The organism is Micromonospora sp. NPDC050200, assembly GCF_040656135.1.
Classification (GTDB): domain Bacteria; phylum Actinomycetota; class Actinomycetes; order Mycobacteriales; family Micromonosporaceae; genus Micromonospora.
In genome coordinates, this window is record NZ_JBFALG010000014.1 from 35,161 (window position 1) to 52,075 (window position 16,915).

The 16,915-nt window shown below is 73.6% G+C and carries 13 protein-coding genes; 10 read left to right on the forward strand and 3 right to left on the reverse strand.

The window, feature by feature from the left end; translation table 11 throughout:
• Window positions 1–106 precede the first annotated feature (106 nt).
• Entirely contained in the window at window positions 107–1,030 is a 924-nt protein-coding gene (locus tag AB0I41_RS12165; RefSeq protein WP_357105414.1) for an alpha/beta hydrolase, read from the reverse strand.
• 147 nt (window positions 1,031–1,177) lie between these two features.
• On the opposite strand from AB0I41_RS12165, the gene AB0I41_RS12170 reads away from it, so the two are divergent.
• Complete coding sequence (locus tag AB0I41_RS12170) at window positions 1,178–1,792, forward strand: carbonic anhydrase (RefSeq protein WP_357105417.1); 615 nt, start codon at window positions 1,178–1,180, stop codon at window positions 1,790–1,792.
• Between the two features lie 148 nt (window positions 1,793–1,940).
• Here AB0I41_RS12170 and AB0I41_RS12175 read toward each other — a convergent pair whose 3' ends face one another.
• Window positions 1,941–2,270 (reverse strand): hypothetical protein, encoded by a 330-nt coding sequence (locus tag AB0I41_RS12175; RefSeq protein ID WP_357105420.1) that lies wholly within the window; start codon window positions 2,268–2,270, stop codon window positions 1,941–1,943.
• Between the two features lie 317 nt (window positions 2,271–2,587).
• Between AB0I41_RS12175 and AB0I41_RS12180 the strand changes: the two genes are divergently transcribed.
• Both AB0I41_RS12180 and AB0I41_RS12185 read left to right on the forward strand, forming a co-directional pair.
• Entirely contained in the window at window positions 2,588–3,079 is a 492-nt protein-coding gene (locus AB0I41_RS12180) for a DUF3145 domain-containing protein (protein ID WP_357105423.1), read from the forward strand.
• A gap of 95 nt (window positions 3,080–3,174) precedes the next feature.
• Window positions 3,175–4,893 (forward strand): glycoside hydrolase family 3 protein, encoded by a 1,719-nt coding sequence (locus tag AB0I41_RS12185; RefSeq protein WP_357105665.1) that lies wholly within the window; start codon window positions 3,175–3,177, stop codon window positions 4,891–4,893.
• Window positions 4,894–5,138: 245 nt separating this feature from the next.
• Here AB0I41_RS12185 and AB0I41_RS12190 read toward each other — a convergent pair whose 3' ends face one another.
• Window positions 5,139–7,838, reverse strand: coding sequence for a sugar-binding protein (locus AB0I41_RS12190; RefSeq protein ID WP_357105426.1), 2,700 nt, complete (start codon window positions 7,836–7,838; stop codon window positions 5,139–5,141).
• A 416-nt stretch (window positions 7,839–8,254) separates the two neighbouring features.
• Between AB0I41_RS12190 and AB0I41_RS12195 the strand changes: the two genes are divergently transcribed.
• From AB0I41_RS12195 to AB0I41_RS12225, 7 genes are all read left to right on the forward strand, one after another.
• Entirely contained in the window at window positions 8,255–9,418 is a 1,164-nt protein-coding gene (locus tag AB0I41_RS12195) for an ROK family protein (RefSeq protein WP_357105429.1), read from the forward strand.
• A 53-nt stretch (window positions 9,419–9,471) separates the two neighbouring features.
• Window positions 9,472–10,515 carry an extracellular solute-binding protein gene (locus tag AB0I41_RS12200; RefSeq protein WP_357105432.1) on the forward strand — a complete coding sequence of 348 codons (1,044 nt, stop codon included), beginning with the start codon at window positions 9,472–9,474 and terminating at the stop codon, window positions 10,513–10,515.
• 121 nt (window positions 10,516–10,636) lie between these two features.
• The gene (locus tag AB0I41_RS12205) at window positions 10,637–11,710 is read left to right on the forward strand and encodes an ABC transporter ATP-binding protein (protein ID WP_357105434.1); all 1,074 of its coding nucleotides are present in this window, start codon (window positions 10,637–10,639) and stop codon (window positions 11,708–11,710) included.
• Between the two features lie 55 nt (window positions 11,711–11,765).
• Window positions 11,766–13,547 (forward strand): iron ABC transporter permease, encoded by a 1,782-nt coding sequence (locus AB0I41_RS12210; RefSeq protein ID WP_357105437.1) that lies wholly within the window; start codon window positions 11,766–11,768, stop codon window positions 13,545–13,547.
• Window positions 13,535–14,380, forward strand: coding sequence for a creatininase family protein (locus AB0I41_RS12215; RefSeq protein WP_357105440.1), 846 nt, complete (start codon window positions 13,535–13,537; stop codon window positions 14,378–14,380). Before AB0I41_RS12210 ends, AB0I41_RS12215 begins: the two co-directional genes overlap by 13 nt.
• On the forward strand, window positions 14,377–15,330 hold the full coding sequence (locus tag AB0I41_RS12220) for an amidohydrolase family protein (protein WP_357105443.1): 954 nt from the start codon (window positions 14,377–14,379) through the stop codon (window positions 15,328–15,330). The genes AB0I41_RS12215 and AB0I41_RS12220 overlap by 4 nt, the downstream gene beginning before the upstream one ends.
• Window positions 15,331–15,393: 63 nt before the next feature.
• The gene (locus AB0I41_RS12225; RefSeq protein ID WP_357105446.1) at window positions 15,394–16,851 is read left to right on the forward strand and encodes a lyase family protein; all 1,458 of its coding nucleotides are present in this window, start codon (window positions 15,394–15,396) and stop codon (window positions 16,849–16,851) included.
• The last annotated feature ends 64 nt before the right edge of the window (window positions 16,852–16,915 follow it).

A 16,915-nucleotide genomic window follows, 5' to 3' on the forward strand; every position in this document is an offset into this window, starting at 1 on the left:
GGCCGGGCGCGGGCGTACGCCAGGCGGAATGAGGGTACGGGCAGCCTCCCACCTCGCGGCGGGGCCATGCCGCGCCCCGCGACCTGGGACACCCTCCACGGGCCGCTCAGCCGGCCGGCGTCGGCTCCGTCGAGCCGGCCAGCACCCGGCGCAGCACCCCGGCCAGCGCGGCGTTCACCTCGTCCGGCCGTTCCATCATCAGCATGTGCCCGGCGCCCGGGCAGACGGTCAGCTCGGTCACCGGCAGCGCGGCGGCGATCGACTCCGCGCAGGGCGGCGGGGTGAGCCGGTCCCGGTCGCCGACCAGCGCCGCCGCCGGCAGGTGGGCCAGTTCGGCCAGGGTCTCCAGCCGGTGCTGGGCGCCGATCGAGGCGCGGAACCCGCCGATCGAGCGCAGCGAGGCGCGGGCCACCGCCGAGGTGACCAGGCGGATGTCGGACGGGTCGCAGCGGTCGCCGAAGAGCATCCAGCGGATGCTGGGCCGCAGCGCGCGCAGCAGCGCCCGCGGCGGGCGCCAGGACCCGCACCGGGCCAGCACCCCGGCGCCGGTGGTCTCGGCGATCCGGATCAGCCGGGCGATGCGCGGCGACAGGCCGTACACGGTGTGCGTGTGCCCCTCGGCGGTGGTCGAGACGAAGACCAGCCCGGCGGTACGGGCGGCGAAGTGCTCCGGGTGGCGGTGGGCGTACTCCATCACGGTCATCCCGCCCATGGAATGCCCGACCAGCACCACCCGGCCGGTCGGGGCCACCGCGTCCACCACCGCGGCGAGGTCGTCGCCGAGCTGGGCCAGGGTCGCGGTGCGCAGCGCCATGCAGCTGGACCGGCCGTGCCCGCGGGCGTCGTAGGTCACCACCCGGACCCGCGCGCCGAAGCGTGCCGTCAGGTCGGCGAGCTGCCGGTGCCAGGCCCGCCCGTCCAGCGTCCAGCTGTGCAGCAGGATCGCGGTGACCTCGGCGTCCGGCGGCCCGGTCACCTCGACGTGCAGGCGCACGTCGTCGGGCAGCCGTACCTGCTGGTGCTCCGGCATCGCCGCCTCCCCGGGCCGCCCGGTCCCCACGCACCGGGTCAACCCGGCGGTGACACCGGCTACCCGTCATGAGACCACGCCAACCGTGGTGGTGAGAAGATTCGAAACCCGCCCCCGCGAGGTCGCATCCGTGACCAGGCTGGGGCCATGACCGGTTCGAGCGCGGGAGCGGCGCGGACGCCCCGGTCCGCGCTGGCCGAGCTGCTCGCCGGCAACCGCCGCTTCGTCAGCGGCCAGCCGGTGCACGGCCACGACGTCACCGCCGCCGCGGCCGTCGCCTCCGGCGACCAGCAGCCGTACGCGGTGCTGCTCGGCTGCATCGACTCACGGGTCCCGCTGGAGGCGATCTTCGACCAGACCTTCGGGTCGATCTGCGTGATCCGCACCGGCGCACACGTGCTGGACCGGGCGGTCTGCGGCTCCATCGAATATGTGGTGGGCCAGCTCGGGGTGCCGCTGGTGATGGTGCTCGGCCACGAGCGCTGCGGGGCGGTCGCCTCGGCGGTGGACACGCTGCGCACCGGGGACCGGCCGGGCGGCTCGCTGGCGTACCTGGTGGACCAGATCGCCCCGGCGGTGGCCGAGGTGGGCGCGGACGACCCGCGGGCGCACCCGATGGCGGTACGCCGGCACGTGCTGCGCACGGTGGCCGCGCTGGGCGCCGACGACCTGCTCGCCGGGCCGGTGGCCGACGGCCGGGTGGACGTGGTCGGCGCCCTCTACGACCTGGCCACCGGCGAGGTCACCCTGCTCGACCGCTGACCCAACCCCGCTCCCGCCCGGTCCCGGTGGCCGGGAAGATCCGGCGTCCGGCGGGCCCGGCGGCGGGATCGGGGCGTACCCGGGAAAGGCGGAACCGCCCGCCGGGGTGACCCGACGGGCGGTTCCAGGTGTGGCTCGGGGGGAGGGCTCAGCCCTCGAAGACGCCGGCCTCGACGAGACGCTTCTCGGTCTTGTCCCAGCCGTCGCCCGGGTGCGTCGCGGCGAGGGCGTTGATCTCGACGCGGATCTTGGCGGCGTGGCCGGCGGCGGCCAGCACCCGGATCTCCTCGACGAAGGCCTCGGAGTCGGTGCGCAGGTGCACGGTCTTGCCGTTGGTCAGGTTCCGCACGTAGGCGTTCTTGCCGCCGTTGAGCGGGATGAGGTACTTGAACTCGCCCAGCACGCTGAGGGCGCCACCCTGGCCAGCCTGGCCGGCCCGGACTGACGCGCGCGCGGTCTTAGAGGTGTTGCTCGCCACGGAGGTACTCCTTGCAAGACGTACGGAAGGACGATGACGTCCGGGGGCTTGTGCGGGGTGACGCCCGGATGAGCCTCAGCCCGCGAAGATGTGCGGCGGCACAGAACCGCCCAGAGAACTGTACACGACCACGACGCCTGGCTGGTCACCGTGCCTGTCCGAGGGGCACAACCGAGGTCACCCACCCGGCTATTCCGGCCGGCGAATTTTCCGATTCCCTGGCGCACCATCCGTCACACCAGTCATCATGTGTTGCGAAGCCACCCGGCTGGCCGAGGTCGTAGGGGAAGACGCACCTCGCTCTCCGGGAGGTCACCGTGCCAACGCGTGGCGTCGTATACGTCCATTCGACCCCGCTCGCCGTGTGCTCACACGTCGAGTGGGCGATCGCGCGCGTCCTCGTCGCGCCGGTCAACCTGCAGTGGACGGCTCAGCCCGTCGACCCCGGCGCCCGCCGGGCCGAGTGCGGGTGGACCGGTCGCCCGGGGACGGGCGCCGAGCTGGCTGCTGCCCTCCGGCAGTGGCCCATGATCCGTTTCGAGGTGACCGAGGAGCCCGGTCCGGGCGCCGACGGTGAGCGTTTCATGTACGTCCCGGGCCGTGGCCTGTTCCGGGCCACCGTCGGCGCGGCCGGCGACATCCAGCTCGGCGAGGATCGGCTGCGCAGCATCATGGCGACCGCCCGGGCCCCGGAGGCGCTGGCGCACGCCCTGGACAAGGCGCTCGGCACCGCCTGGGACGCCGAGCTGGAGCCCTACCGGCACGCCGGGGACGGCGCCCCGGTGACGTTGCTCACCCGGGTCGGCTGAGCCCGGCGGCGCACCCGGACACCCGGGTCCGGACCGGCACGTCCCCCCGAGCGGCCCACGGGACAGGTTGCCCCGACAAGTTGGCAACGGGTTTGATTGCCCGCGTGTCCCCCTCACCGCGACGCGCCGGCGTCGCCCTCGCCGCCCTGACCGCGCTGCTCGTCTCCGGGTGCGCGGCGGAGCCGGAATGGCCCCGCCCGGCTTCGGGCCCGTCGGCCTCCTCCGCCCCGGACCCGGCCGCCACTGACCCGGCCGCCCGGGCGGCCGCGCTGGTCGGCACGCTCGCCGACGAAGACCTGGTCGGCCAGGTGCTGATGCCCTACGCGTACGGCAGCTCGGCCACGAAGGTCACCCCCGCCTCGGCCGCCGGCAACCGCACCCTCGCCGGGGTCGACACCCCCGCCGAGATGGTCGCGAAGTACCGCCTCGGCGGGGTGATCCTGGTCGGCTTCAGCGCCGACGACCCGACCTCCGGCAACCAGGCCACCACCAACGTCGACAACCCGGCACAGGTCCGCGACCTCACCACCGGGCTGCGCGCCGCCGCGGCGAACCTCCCCGCCGGTCCGGCGCCCTTCCTGATCGGCACCGACCAGGAGTACGGCGTGGTGACCCGGATCACCGACGGGGTGACCACCCTGCCCAGCGCCCTCGCCGCCGGGGCGGCCGACGATCCGGCGCTGACCGAGGCCGCCTGGCGGGCCGCCGGCACCGAGCTGGCCGCGATGGGGATCAACCTCGACTTCGCCCCGGTCGCCGACGTGCTGGTCACCCGCAGCACGGTGATCGGCTCCCGCTCCTTCGGGTCCGACCCGCAGCGGGCGTCCGCCCAGGTCGCCGGCGCGGTGAAGGGCCTGCAGAGCGCCGGCGTCGCGGCCAGCGTCAAGCACTTCCCGGGCCACGGGCTCAGCGCCGCCGACTCGCACGAGGACCTGCCGGTGATCGGCCAGCCGCGCCAGGAACTCGACGCCACCGCCTTCCCGCCGTTCGCCGCCGGCATCGACGCCGGGGCGATGGCGGTGATGTCGGCCCACCTCGACGTCAGGGCGATCGACCCGGGCACCCCGGCCACCTTCTCCCGCAAGCTCCTCACCGACGTGCTCCGCGGGCAGCTCGGCTTCGAGGGCGTGGTGATCACCGACGGAATGAACATGGCGCCGGCCAAGCGCTGGTCGCCGGGCGAGGCCGCGGTCCGGGCACTGCTGGCCGGCAACGACCTGATCCTGATGACGCCGCACGTCGGTCAGGCGTACGACGGGCTGCTCGCCGCGCTGCGCGACGGGTCGCTGCCCCGGGCCCGGCTGGTCGAGGCCGCCACCCGGGTGCTGACCATGAAGTTCCAGCTCGCCGACCGGCCCGCCCCGGCGATGTCCACCCTGAACAGCGCCGAGCACCGCAAGGCGGCGCAGGACCTCGCGGCGGCGGCGGTGACCGTGCTGCGCGGCTCCTGCGGCGCCCCGGTCCGCGGTCCGGTGACCGTCACCTCCTCCGCCGGCCGGGACCGCACCCGGGCCGCGCTGACCGAGGCGCTGACCGCGGCCGGGGTGACGGTGGTGCCGAGCGGCGGCACGAAGGTGCACCTGGTCGGCTACGGCGACGACGCGGGCGACCTGAGCGCCGACGCGGCGGTGACGGTGGCCATGGACACCCCGTACGTGCTGGAGAAGGCGACGTCGCCGACCCTGCTGGCCACCTACTCCTCCAGCCGTACCTCGATGACCGCCCTGGCCGACGTGCTCGCCGGCCGGCAGCGCCCGGGCGGCCGGTCGCCGGTGCGGGTGCCGGGGTTGCCGGACACCACCTGCGGCGCCTGAGGTCCCCCGCGACCCAACGAAGCCGCGTTCACCGCGCCCACCGCCGCCGGTCTGGCCGAGCCGCGCGACCGGTACGGCGTCCGCTGGCTGGTCGTCGACCGCGTGGTCGACCCCGGGTCCCCCCGGATCTGGCCACCCTCGCGGAGCTGCGCCACGCCAACTCCCGGGTGGCCGTCCACCGCCTCCGCTGAGTCCTTAGGCAGAGGGGCCCCGCCGCCTCGGCGGGGCCCCTCGCTGCCGATCCGTCAGCTCAGCGGGATCTGGCGGGCCAGGGCGGCGCCGTCGGCCTCGAAGGCGGCCAGCAGCGACGCCGGCGTGCCCTCGACGACCGGGACCAGGACGGTCACCGGAGAGCCGGCGGTCAGCTCCACGCTGCGGTCACCGCGCGAGCGGTCGCCGTCCCAGGCGTAGAGGTACGCCGTGCCGGCGCGGTCGGCCCGGAGCGTCACCTCCACCCCGCCGGTGACCCGGCGCTGGCCGGTCAGCCGCAGCGCCGACTCCGGCAGGCGCGGTACGGCGGCCGGGGCGATCCCGTCCACGGCGGACTGGGCGACGGTCTGCGGGCTGTGTACGCTGCGCGCCGCGGTGTCCGGGAAGACGGGGGCGCTCGCCCCGCGCTGGGCGGGGGTGTAGCCGGGCAGCGTCACCAGGCCGTACCGGTACGGGTCGGCCCGGACGCCGGTGAAGGTGGACCAACCCAGCCGCGACTGGGAGCTCAGATCCTGGGTGTCCGAGTCGTAGACCAGCACGTTGAAGCCCATCCGTGCCGGGTCCACCGCGTCCGGCAGCACCGCGAACGGGATGCTCGCCTCGATGGTGTAACCGGCGTACGGCGCGCTGACCTTGCTGACCACGGTCATCCCCGGCGCGGTCGTCGCGCCCGGCCCCTGCCGGTTGTCGGCGTCCCGTTGCCAACAGGGCGGGTCACCCCTGGCCGGGTCGTCGGTGACCGGGAAGATGCCGGCCTTGAAGACGGTGGAGGTGTCCGCCGAGTTTCCCTTCGGGTCGACGATGATCTCCACGCTGTCGGTGCGCCGCTGCCGCTTGCAGTCCTGCGGCACCACCTTCTTGCCGAGCACGTCGTCGGTGACCTGCACGAACACCTTCAGCGCGTCCTCGGTCCAGGCGATCCGGCCGGTCGCCGAGGCGTCCTGCGGCGTGGTGGCCTGCCCCTCCCAGATCCGGGACAGGTCCAGCTCCCCGCCGGGGTACTCGCCCGGGGCGGCCACTCCGTCGACGGCGTGGTCGTGGCCGGTGTGCGGGACGTCGCTGGTCGGCACGATCTCCAGGGCGCCGGTCTCCACGGTGCTGCCGGCGGCGCTGGTGGTGGTGATGGTGATCCCGTAGTCGCCGTCCGAGCCACCCTCGTTGGCGGTCGGCAGGGTGGCGTCGGTGTTGGCCACGGTGAAGGTGACCGTGCCGGTGGCGCCGGGCGCCAGCTCGGCATAGCTCTTCGTCGCCGCGTCGGCGGTGAAGCCGGCCGGCAGGCCGAGGGTGACCGTGCCACCCTGCGCGGCCTCGCCGTGGTTGCGCAGGTCGATCCGGACCGACCGGCTCTTACCGGAGCCGATGGTCAGCACCGGCTTGATCAGCGTGTCCAGCTGCGGGTAGCCGCTGTCGCCGGCCCAGTCGCGGAACAGCCCCACCTCGGGCAGCGGCTCCAGGGTGCCGCGCACGTCGGCGACCACCCGGACGGCCCGGTCGGTGCGACCGGTGCCCTGCCCCGTGGTCAGGGTGGCCCCGAGCAGCCGCTGCTGGTTGGTGTCGGCGTCGGCGGGGACGGTCACGGTGAAGGTGGCGGTCCGCTCCGTCCCGGCCGGCACGCCGCTGCGCAGCTCGCCCGTGCCGGTGGCGGTCCAGCCCTGCGGCAGGCGCGGGGTGACCGTCGGGGCGGTGAGCGCCCGGTCCCGGGGCGCCCGCACGTGCGCGGTGACCTCGACCGTCTCGCCGGGGACGAGGTCGAACCGGCTGGTGGTCAGGTAGAGCTCGGTGCCCTTCGGCAGCCCGCCGGCCACCGCAGGCAGCACCGAACCGCGCAGGATCGCCTCCGGCGAGGTGTCCGCCGGGTCGTACGGGACGCGGCTGTCGACCAGGGTGTAGAAGTCGCACCGGATCTTCGCCGGGTCGGTGGGGGCGGCGGCGGTGCCGGCCCAGCCCTGGGTGACGTACTCCCGGCGGGCGTCCACCTCGACCTCGGCCCAGGTCTTCCCGGTGCTGCTCGGGGTGCCCTCCCAGACCCCGAAGACCTGGTCGGTCGGGACGGTGGGAGTGAAGCTCGACGCGCACTCCGGGCCGGCCGAGGACCCGCCGGTCCCACCCGTACGCAGGAACTTCGCCGCCCGGAACGGCTTGAGCCCCTCGGCGGAGAGCTGCTCGGGGAAGGCCCGCGGGTCGGCGGCGGCGTGGAACGCCTCGGCGGCGAACCGGGCGGCCTGCTGATGGTTGCCGTGGTTGCCCGGGGTGGGTGACGGGTTCATCGTCATGACGATCTCGGGGCGGGTCTGCCGGATCACCCGGACGATCTGCCCGAGGGTGTCGTCGTGCCCCCAGATCCGCTCGGAGAGCGGCGCGGAGGCGGTGTACCAGAAGTCGACCCGGTCCAGGTTGTACAGGTTCTCCACCCCGGCGCGGCCGATCGCGGTGCGCTCCTCGCGCTCCCGGATGATGCCCAGCGGCGGTCCCTCTTCGAGGCCGACGGCATTGCCGCCGCCCTCGCCGCGGGTGATGGTGACGACGCCGGCCCTGGTGCCGTACTTCTCCTTCCACTGGCCGAGGGTGGCCAGGCTGCCGGCCTCGTCGTCGGGGTGGGCGCTGACGAAGAGCACGTCCAGGTCGACCGTGTCCGTCGGCCGCGCGTCGGCGCGGTCGGTGGGGGCGGCGAGGGCGGGGGTCCCGGAGAGGGCCAGGGCGAGCGCCGTGGGTAGCAGGAACGCCGTGAGACGCATACAGATCCTTCCGCGGTATCGCGTGGTCCGCGCAGCGACCATCGACGCCGTACGCCTGGCGGCGTCGGCGTGGGGTCGCGCGGACGGCGGGTGGTGGGCGAGGGGACGGCGGGCGCCGACGGGCGCCGCGTCACCGGGGTGCGCAGCGGTACGGGTGTCCGTACACACTGGAAGGCCTTCGCCCGGTGACGCTAGGGACCGGCGCGGCGGCCCGTCAATGCTTTGCAAAGTCTTTCTTCCTTTGCGAAAGAAACAAACTCCACGCTGTGAGGTCGTCTGGTTCCCTGCACGGCTGCGCCCGGCCAACCGGACGTAGCGCCTGTCGAGAACGTTTCCCCTGCTCTTCGCCCCACTGTCGGTCGGTCGAGACGCATTCGTTACTTGACTCAATAGTTCGTTCGCCGTAGGAAGGAAGTGTGACTGACGTGGTGACACCACCGACGAGCCCGGTGAGCCGGGAGCGGTCGAAGGAGATCAAGCGGCTCTCCGTGATCTCCGCCGCCCGCCAGGTGCGGGTGCTCTCCCGTGCCGAGCTGACCGAGCTCACCGGGCTGAGTCCCGCCACGCTCACGCCGCTCGTCCGCGGCCTGATCGCCGAGGGCTACCTGATCGAACGCGGTCCCGGGGCGTCCCGGGCCGGCCGCCCCCGGGCCATGCTGGAGTTCAACCCCCGCGCCGAGCTGGTCGCGGCGGTCTCGCTGGAGCCCTCCCGGATCACCTGCGAGATCGCCGACAGCGACGGTGCCGTGGTCGCCCACCGCACCGTCCGGCTCACCGGCGACATCGTCGACCTCATCTGCCGGTCGGTGCCCGAGCTGGCCGGGGACGGCCTGCCGGCGCTGCGCGGGGTGGCCATCGCCGCGCCCGGGGTCTCCTCCGGCGGCGCCGTCCGGCTCGCCCCCTCGGTCGGCCTGGTCGAGGGGCGGCCGATAGGGGAGTCGGTACAGCGGCGGCTCGGCGTGCCGGTCGTGCTGGACAACGACGTCAACCTGATGGCGGCCGGCGAGCACGCCGCCGGGGCCGGCGCCGACGTGGCCGACCTGCTCCTGCTGCACGTCGCTGACGGCATCGGCGCCGGCCTGGTGCTGGACGGCCAGGTCCGCCGGGGCGCCGGCGGCGCCGCCGGTGAGGTCGGCTTCCTGCCGCTCGACCCGGCCGACCGCGGGCACGACGGGGTCGGCCCGTTCGAGGCGCGCTGGTCGGAGAACGCGATCGCCGAGCGGGTGGTCGCCCTGGCCCCCGGTCGGCGGCCCGAGTCGCCGGTCCGCGCGCTGGTCGAGCTGGCTGGCGCGGACGAGCGGGCCGCCGCGTACCTGGACGAGGTGCTGCACGCCTGGTCCCGCCTGATCGTCTCCTGCGTCTGCGTGGCCGACCCCGGCCGGGTGCTGCTCAGCGGCGCCGCCGCCGAGCTCGACGCCGCCGCCGTCGACCGGCTCCAGGCGCTGGTGGCCGCCGCCGCGCCGAGCGCCACCGAGGTCCGCCGCGCGATCCTCGGCGACCGGGCCGTGCTGCACGGCGCGGTCAGCTACGCCCTTTCCGCCGCCGCCGCGGGTCTGCCCACCCTGCTGCCGGCGCCCTGACCTTTCTTCCCGAACAACGCAGTTCCCCCCACACCCCTCGGAGGTACCACCCCATGAGACGTCGACTCTTCCTCGCCGGAGCGCTCGCCACCGTCCTCGCCGCCGGCACCGCCTGCGGCGGCGGCTCGGACGACGCGGCCGCCGGCGGCACCGAGAAGCTGACGATCTACACGGCACGCGACAAGAAGGTCTCGACCTTCGTCGTCGACAAGTTCACCGCGAAATACCCCGAGTACAAGGGCAAGGTCGAGATCCTCAACCTCGGGGCCCAGGAGATCCTGGAGCGGGTCCGGGCCGAGAAGGCCAACCCGCAGGCCGACGTCTGGTGGGGCGGCACCCAGCAGGGCCTGGCCGCCGGCGCCTCCGAGGACCTGCTCACCTCCTGGCAGCCGGCGTTCGCCGCCAAGATGGACGCCAAGTACAAGGACCCCGAGGGTCGCTGGTTCGGCGAGATCCTGCTGCCCGAGGTCATCATGTACAACAACAAGGCGCTCACCCCGGAGCAGGCCCCGAAGGACTGGGACGACCTGCTCAAGCCGGAGTGGAAAGACAAGATCATCATCCGGGACGTGGCGGCCTCCGGCACCATGCGGTCGATCTACGCCTCGATGATCCAGCGGCAGTCGCCGGACGGCAGCAACCCGCAGCCCGGCTACGACTGGCTGAAGAAGCTCGACGCCAACACCGGCGCGTACGCGGCCAACCCGACCGACCTCTACCTGAAGATGTCCCGCCAGCAGGGTGTGCTGAGCGCCTGGAACCTCCAGGACATCCTGCTCCAGGCCAACCAGTCCAACATGCCCTTCGGGTACGTGATGCCGGCCTCGGGCGCCCCGGTGCTGGTCGACGGCCTGGCGGCGGTCAAGGGCGGCAACAGCACCGGCGCGCAGAAGTTCGTCGAGTTCCTCTTCGACGACACGCTCCGCGCCGACCTGGCCAAGGACTACTACCAGATCCCGGCCGTGGACATCGCCCAGAAGCCGGAGTGGCTGGCCCAGCTCAACCTCACCCCGATGAACGTCGACTGGGACGTGATCGGCAAGAACGAGACCGAGTGGATCAACCACTGGAACAGCCAGCTCAAGAACAAGGGCTGACCGGGGCGGCGCCGGGCGGGTTCCCACGCCCGGCGCCGCATCTCCGTACGTACCGCCAGACCGGGTCTGGCCCGCCACCCACCACCGGCCAGACCCGGTACCGGACGCAAGGAGAGACATCATGATCGATGTCACGCTGGAGTCGGTGAGCAAGCGCTTCGCGCGCGCCGGCGACACCGCGGCCGTCGACAACGTCGACATCACCATCGCCGCCGGCGAGTTCTTCACCCTGCTCGGCCCGAGCGGCTGCGGCAAGACGACCACCCTGCGCATGGTGGCCGGGTTCTACTTCCCCACCTCGGGGCGGATCCGGTTCGGCCAGGAGGACGTCACCAACCGGCCGCCGAACAAGCGAGACACCGGCATGGTGTTCCAGAACTACGCGCTCTTCCCGCACCTGACGGTCGCGCAGAACGTCGCGTACGGCCTGAAGATCCGCAGGGTCGGCCGGGCCGACTCCAAGCGGCGGGTCGAGGAGGCGCTCGGCCAGGTCCACCTCGCCGGCTACGGCAACCGCCGCATCGACCAGCTCTCCGGCGGCCAGCAGCAGCGGGTCGCGCTGGCCCGGGCGCTGGTCATCCGGCCGCGTACGCTGCTGCTCGACGAGCCGCTGTCCAACCTCGACGCCAAACTGCGCGAGGAGACCCGGGTGGAGATCCGCCGGATCCAACGAGAGGCCGGCACCACCTCGATCTACGTCACCCACGACCAGGCCGAGGCGATGGCGATGTCCGACCGGATCGCCGTCATGCAGTCCGGCCGGGTGCAGCAGATCGGCGCCCCGCAGGAGATCTACCACCGGCCGGCGACCGCCTTCGTGGCCCGGTTCATCGGCCGCAGCAACGTGCTCAGCCTGCCGGTGGCGTCCGCCGGCGCGCAGACCGTCACCGTGACGCTGCCCGGCGGCGAGGAGGTCGGCGTGGCCGCCCCCGCCGACCACGACCTGCGCGAGGGCGCGACCGCGCTGGTCTCCGTCCGCCCCGAGCACATCGGCCTCACCTCGGCCACCGAGGCCGGCGCGCTCACCGGCCGGGTGACCGAGCTGGAGTTCACCGGCATGGCCACCAACCTCGTGGTCGACGTCGCCGGCGAGCCGGTGCAGGTCGCGGCGATCGACGTGCCGGCCGGCGTGTCGGTGGGCGACCAGGTCGGGCTGCGGCTGTCCCGTGAGCGGATGTGGGTGGTGCGGCCGTGAGCGCGAGGAGTGAGCCGGTTTTGCGAGCCCCGCAGTCGCGAACTGAGGTGATGGCGTGAGCACCATCCCCGCCACCCCCAGCACGGCCACGGTCCCGCCGGTCACCGAGGACCGGGAGCCGCCCCGCGCGCGCCGGTCCCGCACCGCCTTCACCGCCAACTCGCCCTGGTTCCCGTACCTGCTCGTGCTGCCGCTGGCGCTGATCCTCTTCGGGTACGTCGTGCAGCCGATGTTCGCCACCTTCGCCGAGAGCGTCGGGGTGGACGGGGTGGAGAACTACGGCACCTTCCTCACCGGCGACGGCGTGGCCCGCTCCGCGCTGGTCACCTCGCTGATCATCTCGGCGGCCAGCGTGCTGCTCTGCGGGATCGTCGGCGTGGCGATGGCCTTCCTGCTCAAGCGCTTCTCGTTCCCCGGCCGCAAGCTGATCGAGGCGATCATCCTGGTGCCGGCGGCGCTGCCGCCGCTGATCGGCGCGATCTCGTTCCAACTGCTCTACAGCGAGACGGGCATCCTGCCGCGCGGGCTCCAGCAGCTCCTCGGCACCGCCGAGCCGGTGCTGCCGTTCAGCGGCATCGCCGGGGTGCTGGTGGTGCACACCTTCACCATGTACCCGTACTTCTACCTGGCCGCCTCGGCCGCGCTGGTCGGCATGGACCCCTCGGTCGAGGAGGCCGCGTACAACCTCGGCGCCGGCCGGGTCCGGGTCTGGCGCACGGTGCTCCTGCCGATGCTCACCCCGGCGCTGGTCTCCGCCTCGCTGCTGGTCTTCATGACGTCGCTGGCCTCGTACACCGCCCCGCTGCTGTTCGGGGTGGACCAGACGATGACCATGCAGATCTACATCAACCGCACCAACGGCGACCTGCCGATGGCCTCCACGTACGCCTCGCTGCTCGGCGTGGTCTCGGTGCTCTTCCTGCTCGGCATGCGCTGGTACGAGGGGCGGCGCAGCTACCGCTCCCAGTCCAAGGGCGTCGCCGCGCACCGCCGGGAGATCACCAACCCGTTCGGCAAGTGGCTGGCCCTGCTCGCCTCGGTGCTGGCCACCGCCGTGCTGCTCGCGCCGGTGGCGACCATCGCCCTGGTCGCCTTCTCGCAGGACGGCTCCTGGACCACCGAGGTGATCCCGGCCTCGTACACCACGCAGAACTTCGTCACGATCTTCTCCGACCCGGGGGCCTACCGGCCGATCGTCAACTCGCTGCAGATGAGCATGATCGCCACCGTCGGCTGCGTCGTGGTCGGTGTGCTGATCGCGTACGCGGTGCGCCGGCTGGACTTCCGCGGCCGGGGCCTGCTCGACGTGGCGGTCATGCTGGCCTGGGCGCTGCCCGGCACGGTGGTGGCGATCAACCTGATCTCGGCGTTCAGCACCGGCAACGCGTTCAGCCTCGGCCAGGTGCTGATCGGTACCTTCTGGATCATGCCGCTGGCGTACTTCGTGCGGTTCCTGCCGCTGGTCTTCCGGTCCAGCTCGGCGGCGCTGGCGCAGCTCGACCCGTCGCTGGAGGAGGCCGCGCGCAACCTCGGCGCGTCCTGGTGGCGGGCGTTCGGCACGGTCACCCTGCGGCTGATGCTGCCGGGCGTGGTGGCCGGCGCGCTGCTCGCCTTCGTGCACGGTGTGGGCGAGTTCGTCGCCTCGGTGCTCATCTACACCTCGGAGACCGCGCCGATCTCCGTCGAGATCAACAACCGGATGTACTCGTTCGAGGTCGGCACCGCCGCCGCGTACGGCATGCTCCAGGTCGTCCTGATCTTCCTGGTGATGGTGGTCTCCGGCCGGCTGGAGAGTGGCCGCAAGGCCAGCCGGGAGGCGGCGAAGTGGACGGCCTGACCTGGCCCGCGGGCGGCGGGCTGGTCCCCGCCGCCCGGATTCCCGGCGGCGAACTGCCCGCGGTGGCGCGGGCGGCGGACTTCGCCGTGCTGCCGGTCGGCGCGGTCGAGTGGCACGGCCCGCACCTGCCGCTCGGCACCGACCTGATCCTCGCGGAGGGCTTCGCGGCCGAATCCGCCGGTTCCTCCGGGGGTACGCCCACCGATCACCACGGGCCGCGCGGGGTGCTCTTCCCCGCCGTGCCGTACGCGGCCTGCCCCGGGCAGACCCGGCCCTGGCCGGGCACGGTGGCGATCCGGCCGGAGATCGCGGTCGGCTACCTGGCCGACGTGATCGAGGGGATCGTGGCCGCCGGTTTCCCCCGGCTGCTGATCGTCAACGGGCACGACGCCAACATGTCCACCGTCCGGGCCGCGATGGAGTGGGTCTCCGGACGGCGGACCGCCAGCCTGCTGCTGGTGAACTGGTTCCAGCTGGTCACCCCGGCGGAGACCGGCGAGATCCACGGCCCGCTGGTCTCGCGCGGGCACGGCGGGGCGTACGAGACGTCCGGCGTGCTCGGCTTCGACCCCGGCGCGGTACGCCTCGCCGCCGCCACCGACCTGCCGCCGAAGCCGAAGCTGCCGGTCGGCCATCCGTACGTGCTGGTCGAGTCGCGCCCCGACCCCTGGCAGGGCTGGTCCGGGCACGTCTCGCTGGCCACCGAAGAGGCCGGCCGCACGATCCGCGCCCTCGCGGGGGAGCGGCTGCGGGAGATCGTCGCCGCCTGGGTGGCGGCCGCCCCGCCCGCCCCGCCCACCGCCGACCCGCTGCCGACCGAGGGAGAATCATGACCGTCGACCGCGGACTCGACATCGTCGACTTCCACCTGCACTTCCGGATCGGCGCCGACGAGACGATCCACGCCTGCGAGCACGCCGCCGGGATGCACCCGGGCGGGGAACACCAGCGGGCGGTCCGGGCCGCCGGCTCCGCCCCGTACGCCCGGCAGTGGCGGCAGGCCTGGGGCTTCCCCGACCCTGAGCCGCCCGCCGAGCGCTGGCAGGACGAGGCCGACCGCTGGGCCGAGGAGTTGCGCGCGGTGAACGTCCGCCGGGCCGTCTTCGTCACCGGCGGCGGCAACGACACCGTCGCCGACGTGGTCGACCGCCACCCGGACCTGCTGCTCGGCTTCGCCCACCACGACCCGTACGCCGAAGGTGCCGCCGCCGAGCTGGAACGCGCGGTCGTCGAGCGCGGCCTGCGCGGGCTGAAGCTCTTCGCCCCGCTGCTGCGCGGCCCGCTGGACGACGCGTCCCTCGACCCGCTCTGGGGCGCCGCGCAGCGCCTCGGAGTGCCGGTGCTGGTCCACATCGGCCACTACGGGAGCGCCGGCGGCCTGAGCTTCGGCCGGTACGGCGGCCCGGAGGAGCTGGCCCGGATGGCGCGCCGCTTCCCCGAGCTGAACGTGGTGGTGCCGCACTTCGGCGTCCAGCACGTGCAGGAGCTCTTCTTCGCCGCCTGGGGCTGCCCGAACATCCACGTCGACACCTCCGGCTCGAACCAGTGGGTGCGCTGGATGCCGTACAAGCTGACGCTGGAGGACCTCTTCCGCCGCTGCTACGAGACGATCGGACCGCACCGGATCGTCTTCGGCAGCGACTCGTCCTGGTTCCCGCGCGGCTACGTCACCCGCTACCTCGACGACCAGCTCCGGGTCTGCCGCGAGCTGGGGATGCCCGACGAGCACCTCCGCGCGATCTTCGCCGGCAACGCCGAACGGCTGCTCGGCCTGACCGACTGACCGGCCGAACCCCGGGGAGCGCGACCACGCCCGCCCCGGCCTGGAAGGAAGTAAGGAACCGCCATGAGCACACCCGCGCTGACCACCTACCAGCAGCACCACCTCGGACCCACCTACGACCACCACGTCGGCCACCTCTACCCGGCGATGGTGCGGGCCAGCCAGGCGCACGTGGTGATGCTGACCGAGCAGGAGCTGATCTCCGCCGAGCGGGGCGCCCGGCTGCTGCGCGGGCTGGCCGAGCTGCGCGCCGACACCGCTCCGGCGCCGGCGTACGACGGCAGCTTTGAGGACACCTACTACCTGATGGAGAAGCGGCTCGCCGAAGCGTGCGGCATCCCCACCTCCGACCTCGACGTGCAGATGGCCCGCAGCCGCAACGACCTGGACGCCGGGGTGTTCCGGATGCTGCTGCGCCACCAGCTGCTCGGGGTGCTCGACCGGGTGCTGGCCACCGGCCGGACGGCGCTGGCGAAGGCCGACCGGTACGCCGACGTGGTGATCACCGGGTACACCCACCGCCGGCCCGCCCAGCCCACCACCATCGGCCACGCCCTCGCCGGGTACGCCGAGGCACTCGCGGGGGAGGCCGTCGCGTACGCCGACCTGATCGACCAGCTGAACGTCTCGCCGCTGGGCTCCTGCGCCTTCGCCGGCACCGATCTGGACATCGCCCCGGCCCGGGTGGCCGAGCTGCTCGGCTTCGACGGCCTGGTCACCAACTCGTACGAGGCGGTCGCGGGCGCCGACCACCTGGTCCGGGTGGGCACGCTCAACGCCCAGGCGCTGGCCACCGGCGCCCGGCTGGCCAGGACCCTGATGGACTGGCTGAGCTGGAACTGGGTGGCCACCCCCGGCGACTTCACCCAGGGCAGCAGCATCATGCCCCAGAAGCGCAACCCGGTGGTGCTGGAGCACCTGGTGTCGTACGCCGGCGCGGCCGCCGCCGACGCCGCCTCGGTGCTGAACAACGTGGGTGCCGCCTGGTGGGAGGACTCCAACAACGCCACCACCGACGTGCAGGTCCGGCTCTGGGAGAGCAACGACCGCGCCGAGCGGTTCTTCGCCCTGGTCGGCGGCTTCCTCGCCGAATTGGAGCCGCTGTCGCCGCCGACCCGGGAGGAGATCGTCGCCTCCGGTGCCACCACCACCGCGGCGGCCGACGCGCTGACCCGGCACGGCGTGCCGTTCCGCGCCGCCCACTCGGTGGTCGGCCGGCTGGTCCGCGCCGGCGCCCCGGACACCTGGACCCCCGAGGGGGTACGCCAGGCTGCCGAGGGACTCACCGGCCCGCTCGACGACGCCGCGGTGTCCGACCTGATCGCCGCCGCCGTCCGCCCCGATCTGGTGCTCGATCGGGCCCAGGTGGACGGCCCGGGCGGGGCCGCCGTCCGCGCCCAGGTGCGCGTGCTGGGCGGTGCCTTCGACGCCGTCGCCGGCCGGCTGGCGGGGGTACGCGACCGACTCGACCGCGCTGACGAGGCGCTCGACGCGGTCGCCGCCAAGGTGGCAGCCCAGTGAGCGCGAGGAGTGAGCGGCGCGGCGTCCGCCGGCCGTGCGGCCCGGCGGTCGCGAGCCCCGCAGT

What these genes read in the sequence shown, in the direction of transcription:
- AB0I41_RS12225 (WP_357105446.1), top strand. Translation starts at nt 15,394, where the DNA reads ATGAGCACACCCGCGCTGACCACCTACCAGCAGCACCACCTCGGACCC.
- AB0I41_RS12200 (WP_357105432.1), top strand. Translation starts at nt 9,472, where the DNA reads ATGAGACGTCGACTCTTCCTCGCCGGAGCGCTCGCCACCGTCCTCGCC.
- AB0I41_RS12170 (WP_357105417.1), top strand. Translation starts at nt 1,178, where the DNA reads ATGACCGGTTCGAGCGCGGGAGCGGCGCGGACGCCCCGGTCCGCGCTG.
- AB0I41_RS12205 (WP_357105434.1), top strand. Translation starts at nt 10,637, where the DNA reads ATGATCGATGTCACGCTGGAGTCGGTGAGCAAGCGCTTCGCGCGCGCC.
- AB0I41_RS12190 (WP_357105426.1), bottom strand. Translation starts at nt 7,838, where the DNA reads ATGCGTCTCACGGCGTTCCTGCTACCCACGGCGCTCGCCCTGGCCCTC.
- AB0I41_RS12165 (WP_357105414.1), bottom strand. Translation starts at nt 1,030, where the DNA reads ATGCCGGAGCACCAGCAGGTACGGCTGCCCGACGACGTGCGCCTGCAC.
- AB0I41_RS12220 (WP_357105443.1), top strand. Translation starts at nt 14,377, where the DNA reads ATGACCGTCGACCGCGGACTCGACATCGTCGACTTCCACCTGCACTTC.